The 8328-nt window shown below is 63.4% G+C and carries 10 protein-coding genes, 1 tRNA gene and 1 pseudogene; 5 read left to right on the forward strand and 7 right to left on the reverse strand.

Features of this window, described 5'->3' with window-relative positions:
• Positions 1-112 (forward strand): annotated as a pseudogene (locus EN964_RS38590) (alpha/beta hydrolase); the annotation flags it as partial.
• 13 nt (positions 113-125) lie between these two features.
• On the opposite strand, the gene EN964_RS16420 reads toward EN964_RS38590, so the two are convergent.
• Positions 126-521 carry a rhodanese-like domain-containing protein gene (locus EN964_RS16420; RefSeq protein WP_127270856.1) on the reverse strand — a complete coding sequence of 132 codons (396 nt, stop codon included), beginning with the start codon at positions 519-521 and terminating at the stop codon, positions 126-128.
• A 54-nt stretch (positions 522-575) separates the two neighbouring features.
• Positions 576-1190, reverse strand: coding sequence for a TetR/AcrR family transcriptional regulator (locus EN964_RS16425; RefSeq protein ID WP_127270858.1), 615 nt, complete (start codon positions 1188-1190; stop codon positions 576-578).
• A gap of 98 nt (positions 1191-1288) precedes the next feature.
• Here EN964_RS16425 and EN964_RS16430 point away from each other — a divergent pair, with 98 nt between their 5' ends.
• The 3 genes from EN964_RS16430 to EN964_RS16440 all read left to right on the forward strand — a co-directional run bounded on the left by EN964_RS16430 (position 1289) and on the right by EN964_RS16440 (position 5200).
• Positions 1289-2035, forward strand: a complete 747-nt coding sequence (locus EN964_RS16430) for a 3-oxoacyl-ACP reductase family protein (RefSeq protein ID WP_127270861.1) — start codon at positions 1289-1291, stop codon at positions 2033-2035.
• Between the two features lie 209 nt (positions 2036-2244).
• Positions 2245-4137: a murein L,D-transpeptidase gene (locus EN964_RS16435; RefSeq protein ID WP_127270863.1), complete on the forward strand. Its 1893-nt coding sequence runs from the start codon at positions 2245-2247 to the stop codon at positions 4135-4137.
• Positions 4138-4309: 172 nt separating this feature from the next.
• A complete protein-coding gene (locus EN964_RS16440) occupies positions 4310-5200 on the forward strand; it encodes an arginase family protein (RefSeq protein ID WP_127269436.1) in 891 nt (296 codons plus the stop codon).
• A 144-nt stretch (positions 5201-5344) separates the two neighbouring features.
• On the opposite strand, the gene EN964_RS16445 is transcribed toward EN964_RS16440, so the two are convergent.
• The 3 genes from EN964_RS16445 to EN964_RS39415 all read right to left on the reverse strand — a co-directional run bounded on the left by EN964_RS16445 (position 5345) and on the right by EN964_RS39415 (position 6982).
• On the reverse strand, positions 5345-5830 hold the full coding sequence (locus EN964_RS16445) for a hypothetical protein (RefSeq protein ID WP_164749075.1): 486 nt from the start codon (positions 5828-5830) through the stop codon (positions 5345-5347).
• 534 nt (positions 5831-6364) lie between these two features.
• On the reverse strand, positions 6365-6622 hold the full coding sequence (locus EN964_RS16450; protein ID WP_127269438.1) for a PepSY domain-containing protein: 258 nt from the start codon (positions 6620-6622) through the stop codon (positions 6365-6367).
• A gap of 126 nt (positions 6623-6748) precedes the next feature.
• On the reverse strand, positions 6749-6982 hold the full coding sequence (locus EN964_RS39415; protein ID WP_127259316.1) for a GcrA family cell cycle regulator: 234 nt from the start codon (positions 6980-6982) through the stop codon (positions 6749-6751).
• 312 nt (positions 6983-7294) lie between these two features.
• Here EN964_RS39415 and EN964_RS16460 point away from each other — a divergent pair, with 312 nt between their 5' ends.
• Complete coding sequence (locus tag EN964_RS16460) at positions 7295-7648, forward strand: hypothetical protein (RefSeq protein ID WP_127269439.1); 354 nt, start codon at positions 7295-7297, stop codon at positions 7646-7648.
• Between the two features lie 52 nt (positions 7649-7700).
• Here the strand turns inward: EN964_RS16460 and EN964_RS16465 are convergent.
• Positions 7701-7775: transfer RNA gene (locus tag EN964_RS16465), tRNA-Val, on the reverse strand.
• 138 nt (positions 7776-7913) lie between these two features.
• A partial coding sequence (locus EN964_RS16470; protein WP_127276543.1) for an HAD-IA family hydrolase occupies positions 7914-8328 on the reverse strand: 415 nt, incomplete at its 5' end.

The raw sequence follows: 8328 nt of genomic DNA on the forward strand, positions 1-8328 counted from the left end.
GCGGCTCTACTGGGCCGACGGGCTCGGCCACCGCCGCATTCTCGCCGACAAGGGCGTGGTCGAACGCGCGGTTGGCTTCGTGGCGAATCGCGAGCCATTGCTGCTGCACTGAGCGGCGGTCGAGATTATTTCTTCTTCTCGCCGGGTTCGACCGGCAGTCCGGCGGCCTTCCAGGCGGTGTAGCCGCCAAGGATGTGCTTGACCGGCGAAAGCCCCATGTCCTGCGCCGTCTTTGTGGCCAGCGCCGAGCGCCAGCCGCCGGCGCAGAAGAACACGAAGTTCTTGCCCGAGGCGAAGAAGGGCTTGTGGTAAGGGCTTTCGGGGTCGATCCAGAACTCCAGCATGCCGCGCGTGACATGCTTGGCGCCGGGAATCTTGCCGTCGCGTTCCACTTCGCGTGGATCGCGCAGATCGACGAAGATGGTGTCTTCATCGTCGATCAGCCCGGCCGCCTCCTCCGGCGAAACCACCTCGATCACGGCGTTCGCCTCGTCCAGCAGCTCGCGATAACCCTTTTTCACGCTCTCATCCCTCCCGCCTTGCTGGCGGATTTCGAGCACACCAGCCGGCGTTTGTCACGCCGCGCTGCCGCCGGCCAGCGTCCTCCAGGCCGCCATGGCCCCGGCTACCGTCGCCAGCAGGGCATTATGCGAGGCGCCGTCGCGCGCCTGGATCGACATGCCGTGCTGGACCGTGGCGAAGAAGGTCGCGGCGGCGCTCGCATCGAAATCCGCCGGCAATTCGCCTTCGGCAACGCCGCGCTCCAGACGCTTCTGCAGTGCGGTGTGGTTTTCGGCGCGACGACGGCGCAGGTCGTCGCAGATGGCGCCGCGGCTCGAATCCTGATGCAGTGCGCCCAGCGTGATCAGGCAGCCCTGCGGACGATCGCTCTGCGCATAGGCCCTCGCCGTCAGGCTCAGGAATTGTTCGATCGCCTGCCGCGCAGTCGGAGCTTCCTCCAGCGCCAGCCAGATGTCGGCACCCTCGGTGTGCGAGTAAAAATCCGTCGCCTCCAGGAACAGCGCCTCCTTGCTGCCGAAGGCAGCGTAGAGGCTGGGCGAGTTGATGCCCATGGCGGCGGTCAGCTCGCTCATCGACGCGCCTTCGTAACCACGGGCCCAGAACACCTCCATCGCGCGGCGCAGGGCTGCGGTTCGATCGAAAGTGCGGGGGCGGCCTCGTTCCGGCATGATGCTCTTTTCTGTGTTGATCGATACATAATTAAGTTGACGCCGACGGGCAAGGCTGACAGGTATTTATGTATCGATCGTTACAAAAGGAGAAATCGATGTCATCCAACCAACTGGGCGGCAAGGCCGCGCTCGTCACCGGCGGCAGTCGCGGCATCGGTGCGGCGATTGCGCGACGGCTCGCGGCCGACGGCGCCAGTGTCGCGCTAACTTATGTGCATGGCGAGGAGCAGGCCCGCTCGGTTGTCGCCGAAATCGAGGCCAAGGGCGGCCGCGCCATCGCGATCAAGGCCGACAACCGCGATGCGGTGGCCATAGACAAGGCCGTCGATGACGCAGTGACCGCCTTCGGCCGGCTCGACATCCTGGTCAACAGCGCCGGCATCTGGCGGGCCGCCCCCATCGACACGCTGTCGCTCGCAGATTTCGACGAGACCATGGAGGTCAATCTCCGGGCTCCATTCATCGCCTCGAAGGCGGCGGCCGTGCATATGGGTGAGGGCGGCAGCATCATCTCGATCGGCAGCAACCTTGCCGAGAGGGCGACCGACGGCAGCCTCACGGCCTATTCGGCCAGCAAGGCGGCGCTGGTCGGCCTGACCAGGGCGCTGGCGCGCGACCTCGGCCCGCGCGGCATCACCGCCAACGTCGTCCATCCCGGTTCGACCGACACCGACATGAACCCGGCCGACGGCCCGCATGCCGAGCATCAGCGCCGGAAAATGGCAACACCGCGTTTCGGCAAGGCCGATGACATTGCCGGCATGGTCGCCTGGCTTGCAGGCCCTGAAGGCCGCTTCGTCACCGGCGCTGCCCTGACCATCGATGGCGGCGCCAACGCCTGATCCCGAGAGATTTCCGGCTGGGGCGGAACAACCCTCCGCTCCAGCCGTCACGATCTTGTGAAACCGTTCTGCAACAGGCTTTCCAAAATTTATGAAAGCTTAACGAAATCGGTATGAATCAGTATAGTCGCGCCTTACATCCGCCATGCGGTGAGCGGGACGATCTAGCGTGCGGAACGGGAACCGGTTGCGGCCGGAGCGGGTGATTCATGAAATTCCTCGGAAACAAAGCAACCGTGATGCCGCTGGTGGCGATCGCGGCAACGCTGGCTTTCGGTGTACCCCAGGCAGGCGCGCAGGGGCTGTTCGACATGCTTTTCGGCGGCGGCGTAAAGCACGCGCCGAAAGGCGAGTTTCCGCCCCCGCCACCGAAGCACAAGCCAAAGCCGAAGGCTCCGGCCAGCGGTGGCGGTGGCGGCGCGAGAATCAGCAGCCCATCCTATTACACCTACAAGGCGGACCGGCTGGTTCGCGTCGACTTCTCGGCGCTGGCCCCGACGCCAGAGCCGGCGGCGCCACAGGATGCGGCTTTCGTGCCGTCGGCAACGGGCGCTGCGTTTCGTGAAGCGGTTGCCAGCTTGGCTGACTACGAACTCTTAGCCGAGCCCGACATCGCCAAGGCGCTGATCGCGTATTACTCGGCCAATCCGGATTTCATCTGGATAAGCGGAACCAGCCTCAACAGCCGCGCGCAGGATGCGGTTCGGGTGCTTGGCGAGGCTTCAAGCTATGGCCTCACGCCCGCCGACTATACGGTCGAAGTGCCCGCTGCCGGCGCATCGACGACTGACGCCAATGCGCAACTGAAAGAGCTCGTCCGTTTCGAGATGGCGCTTTCCGCGCGTGTGCTGCGCTATGCCCACGACGCCCAGAACGGCCGCGTCGATCCCAACCGCATGACCGGCTACTATGATTTCCCGGCCAAGCCGCTCGACTTGCAAGGCGTGCTGAGGACGCTGGCGCATACCCAGCAAGTGCGCACCTATCTCGAATCGCGGCATCCGCAGAATGCGGAATACCAGGCGCTGCGCGTCGAACTCGAATCTCTGCAGGCCAGTGCGGAAAACGAAATCGTCGTCGACCCCAAACTGTTGCTGAAGCCGGGCGGAACCAGCCCCGAACTGCCGAAGCTCCTGACCTTGATCGCGCGCAATCTCGATGACGAGATGGGCGGCGCCTATGGCGAGATCCTGTCCAGGCTGGCCACCAGCGAAGTCTATGATCCGGAACTGGTCCCGGTCATCAAGGCCGTGCAGCAAAAGGCAGGCATGAAGGGCGACGGCGTCATCGGCCCGCGCACCGTCGCGACGCTGGCCGGAACATCCAAGGCCGACAAGCTGCTGAAGGTGGAAGTGGCGCTCGAGGAACTGCGCTGGCTGCCCTCCGATCTCGGCAGCCCGCGCGTCTTCATCAACCAGCCGGCCTTCACCGCGAGCTACATCGACAATGGCGAGGAAAAGCTCAAGACGCGTGTCGTCGTTGGCCGGACCACCAACCAGACCTCCTTCTTCTACGACCAGATCAAGCAGGTCGATTTCCATCCCTATTGGGGCGTGCCGCAATCGATCATCGTCAACGAGATGCTGCCGAGATTGCGCAACGATCCGGGCTATCTCGACCGGTCCGGCTATGAGGTGACGGATTCGCGCGGCAAGCGCATTCCTTCGTCGGCGGTCAACTGGGGCGCCTATGGCGCGAACATCCCCTACAGCGTGCGCCAGCAGCCGAGCGAGGCCAACGCGCTGGGCGAGTTGAAGATCCTGTTCCCCAACAAGCACGCGATCTACATGCACGACACGCCGCAGAAATCATTCTTCCAGCGTGATATGCGCGCGCTCAGCCATGGCTGCGTGCGGCTGCAGGACCCGCGCGGCATGGCGGCGGCGGTGCTTGGCACCTCCGTGGACTATATCGCCGAGAAGCTGAAGCACGGCCACTCGACCGAGAATGTGACACGCACCATCCCGGTCTATGTCGCCTATTTCACCGCCTGGCCTGATCTGTCCGGCAAGGTCGAATATTTCGGCGACGTCTACGACCGCGACTCGCGCCTGAAGCAGGCTCTGGACGCCACGGAGGCGGTTCGCTCGCCTTCGAGTTGATCCAGGGCTTTCGCTAGGCCGTTAACTCATAAATACGGCATGACCGAAAGCGGAAAGGCGGCTGAGAGGGAACGAGGAGCGGCGGCTACCGTTATCGAACAAGCTCAAAACGCAACTGTGATCCTGTTTCGGTAGGGACGAACGATGTTGAGCGCTCGAAGCGGAGGCGCCTATGTCGAGCCATTATGCGATTCTCGAAGCCCCCTCCACGCTGGGCCTGGCGACCGACGGTGTGGAGCGCTTGCCTGGCCGGCTCCTGGACCTTGGCCTTGCGGAGCGCATCCAGGCGCGCCGCGCCGGGCGGCTGGCTGTGCCTGCGAAGGACCCGACGCCCGATTCCGAGACAGGCACCCTGAACGCCAGGGCAATTGCGCAGTGGTCGCCCAAGCTCGCCGACGCCGTGGAAGCGGTGCTTGACGCAGGCGGGTTTCCAGTGGTGCTGGGCGGCGATTGCACGATCGTGCTGGGCTCGGCGCTCGCGTTTCGACGGCGCGGCCGCTACGGCTTGCTCTTCATTGACGGCAACGCCGATTTCTTCCAGCCAGAGGCGGAACCCAATGGTGAGGGTGCCTCGATGGACCTCGCCTTCGTCACCGGCTACGGTCCCTCGCTTCTGACCGACATCGAAGGTCGCGGTCCTCTGGTCCGCCCTGAAGACGCTGTCGCCTTCGCGTATCGCGATCACAAGGATCAGGAGGAGTACGGAAGCCAGCCGCTCCCCGAGGAGCTCAAGGTGCTTGACCTTCCCGCTGTGCGCGCGACGGGCATCGAGGCCGCCGCACGCGAAGCGGTCGATCACCTGACGAGAGCGGAATTGGACGGCTTCTTCATCCATCTCGACGCCGACTGTCTCGACGATGTCATCATGCCGGCTGTCGATTTTCGCGTGCCAGGCGGGTTGTCGTGGGACGAGTTAACGGCCGCGCTCCGGCTTGCCTTGGCGAGCGGCAAGGCAGTCGGCCTCGAGATCACCATCTACAATCCGCGCCTTGATGAGGACGGCAGCGCCGGACGCGGCCTCGCCGACGTACTGGCCGCTGCGCTCGGAACAGCAGCGCCATGACGATGACGAGCCATGCCTGCTCTCGGGCGCAGCAAGAAGCGACCGATTTTGAGGTCGTTTCTACTGCCTTCATATTGCGGCGGAATCTGTTTCAAGGCTCCGCATGAGCCGATCGGCGTGGCTCCGCGATTGTGAGTCTGCAAGCTAGTAGCGCTCGAACAGTGGCCGCCGGAAGCCGGCGTCGCGCCCGGCGATCAGCCAATAGAGCAACCCGGCGACAAGGCCGGCAGCGGCGATGATGCCGATGTCGACCCAACGCTCCGGGTCCATATCCTCCGGCGCGCTCGGCCAGATCAAGGCGAAGCCGCCGACCGCGGCGCCGGCGCCGAAAACCATATGCAGCAGGACATTGCGCAGCGAGAAGAACTCGGCGATCAGCGCGAAGATCAGCGTCTGCAGCGCGGTCACCACGATGGTCAGGAAATAGACGAACATGCCGAGCGGCGGCACCAGCAGCACCGCGATCGGCGAAACGCCCATGACGTCGAAATAGCTGGGCGCGTTGGGCAAGGAACTGAGCACGCCATAGATCACCGCGATGGCGATCAGGCCGACCAGCACCGATACGAAGTAGCCGGCCAACATCATCAATATGCGCTTCATTACGTGCTTCGCCGTCGCCATCCCCATCCCCCAATGCGGCGCCTGGAGCAATTCCAGGAAAAGTGTGAACGGTTTTCCGTCCGGAATTGCGTCAAAACAAAGAGTTAGAGTAGTTCACCGTTCCATGAAACGGTGAACTGCTCTGGCGCGACAGTCAGCCATCAAAGCGGGACAGACGCAAGGGGAGGCGACGGTTGGCAAGGGCAATCGCTTCGGCCAAGTCCGACTTGTGGCGGAAACCATCAATCACCGAGATCGGCGCCGCCCCTCATCGCCCTGCCGGGCGTTCGTTGTTCGAAAAGCCAAGCAGTTGGCTTTTCGTCCGCTGCGCGGACCACGCCTCGACTCCCCGTATAGTGACGGGGAGAAGGGGGCTGGCCGCAACGCCGGCGCCATCCTTGCCTTGCAAAGGATGGTGATTGGCGAAACCATCGATGCCAGCGTCCCTCTCCCCGTCACTATACGGGGAGAGGATGCCGGCAGGCAGGTGAGGGGCGGCGCTAGCGGAAAGGCCGATGACACAGCCAAGAAAGGCCAGTGGATTCGCGTCGGAACGTTCCCCTATTTCGGCTCCGCCGTCACAGGATCGTAGGTGATTTCAACCTTCGCCTTGTCCGCCGTGTAATAGGTGACGGTGTAGGCGCCGCTGTCCCAGTCGACCTCGTCCACATAGCGAAAGCCGTCGCGCTGCTCGACCTTGGCGATGATCTCCGACAGCTTCTTGGCATTGGGCGGCGGCAGCGGCTTGTCGTCCGCGGCCAAGGCTGCCCCGCCGGCGAGAAGAACGGCGACGCTGGTCGCCAGAAGCAATCTGGACATGGCTTTCCCTCAAGTTTCGTCGGACAGAAACTCGCTGGCGTGCCGGTTTGTTCCGCAGCCGGAATGCGTGCCGATTCAGTCCACCGGTTTGCAGCTGCCCGAATGAGGGGCCGCCGCCCGCTTGACTTACGCGGCGCGTCGTTGAGCGGGGTGGAGACCTGAACGGGTTCGGCGAGGGTCGACGGCAGTCACGATGCTGTGGTGGTGATCGCAATAGACGCGATCCGCCGAAGTTGGCCCAGCACAGAAACGATAACCGCCGGGCACTGACCGGTCTTCGCTCACCGGGAAGCGGCACTGATAGACGCCTAGCTGAATGAGGGGGACGTCTTTCGAAATCGGTCTGATATTTTCTGGCATGGTTTTTCAGGTTCCTGGTTCATAGCCATTGCCGGCTGACGACCGCAATGCGACCGTGTCAAAGCGAGCTTCTCTCGTTTTGGAGGGCTGTGGATCACCATATGGTGTTGGTCGCGGTGTCAATGAAGCCCGAAACCCTGCTTTAGCAAGCCAATCATTGCGACTTAAGGCCACACTTGCCGCTGGGAGGGCGGGCTATGAAGCGAATACATTTTGTCAGCAGACAGTGCGGTCGCGTCCCGGAGCATCTCTTCGAACCGTTGCGCCGGTGCTATGGTGTGCCTGCATGATCAGAGAGCAGGGATACGAGGCATGCCCGAAGTCACCCGCCGTACACTTCTTGCGTTCACCGCCGTGGCCTCGGCCATTGAACCGAAATTTGCCGAAGCGGAAGGGGCCTCACCCGAATTGCGGTCGCTGATCGGAGCCCATGAAGCCAGCTATGCCGGGCTTCACAGGGTTGTTCATCGAGCGGGCAGCAGCAGCCACGAACGCAGGACGGCAGACCGGATTGAACAGGAAGCCTTGCTGGCCATCTGCTCCTATCCGGCGATCAGCCGAGGCGACCGCCGGGCCAAGGCCGATTACCTGTTGACCGCCGAGGCTCGGGGTGAACTCGACCTGGAAGAGCACATGCAGGCCATCCTGCACTCGATGAAGCGCTGATCGCGGCTGGTGCATCTCCACAACCAGACATCGCCGGCTGCCGTAAGGATTTTGGTGGGCGATGCAGGGATTGAACCTGCGACCCCACCCGTGTGAAGGGTGTGCTCTCCCGCTGAGCTAATCGCCCGCTCGTTGCCCAAAGGCCAAGCGAGCCGCGATATAAGGGAGGCGGGTGCGGTAAGTCAAGGCGCTGTCCGGCGTTCTGACAGGGATCGGTTTTGCTGTGCTTTGCGCCCTGTCTCCGACCAACGCCGGCTACATTCCGTCAGTTTCCCGCAGCGGCAATCAGCTTCTGCGCCAGATCGAGCGTCAGCGCGTCGAAATGCGAAATGACAGCCGAGGGTTCGAATTCGCGGACATGGCGGTCGGTGTAGCCGAAATCGACCGCCACCACGGGAATGCCGGCGGCTTTTGCCGTGTCGATGTCGGTTTGCGAATCGCCGACCATCAGCGCGCGGTGCGGGTCGCCGCCGGCCAGCTTGATGGTCTCGATCAGATGGCGCGGGTCGGGCTTGCGGAAGGCGAACGTGTCCTGGCCGGCGATGGCCGCGAAATGTTTGGTCAGGCCGAGTGCCTCGATCAGCGCCAGCGAGTTGGCTTCGTATTTGTTGGTGCAGATGGCGAGGACATAGCCGGCCTCCTCGAAGCGCGCGATCGCCTCGACGACACCGGGGTAGGGG

It is taken from the genome of Mesorhizobium sp. M7A.F.Ca.CA.001.10.2.1 (genome assembly GCF_003998575.1).
Lineage (GTDB): Bacteria > Pseudomonadota > Alphaproteobacteria > Rhizobiales > Rhizobiaceae > Mesorhizobium.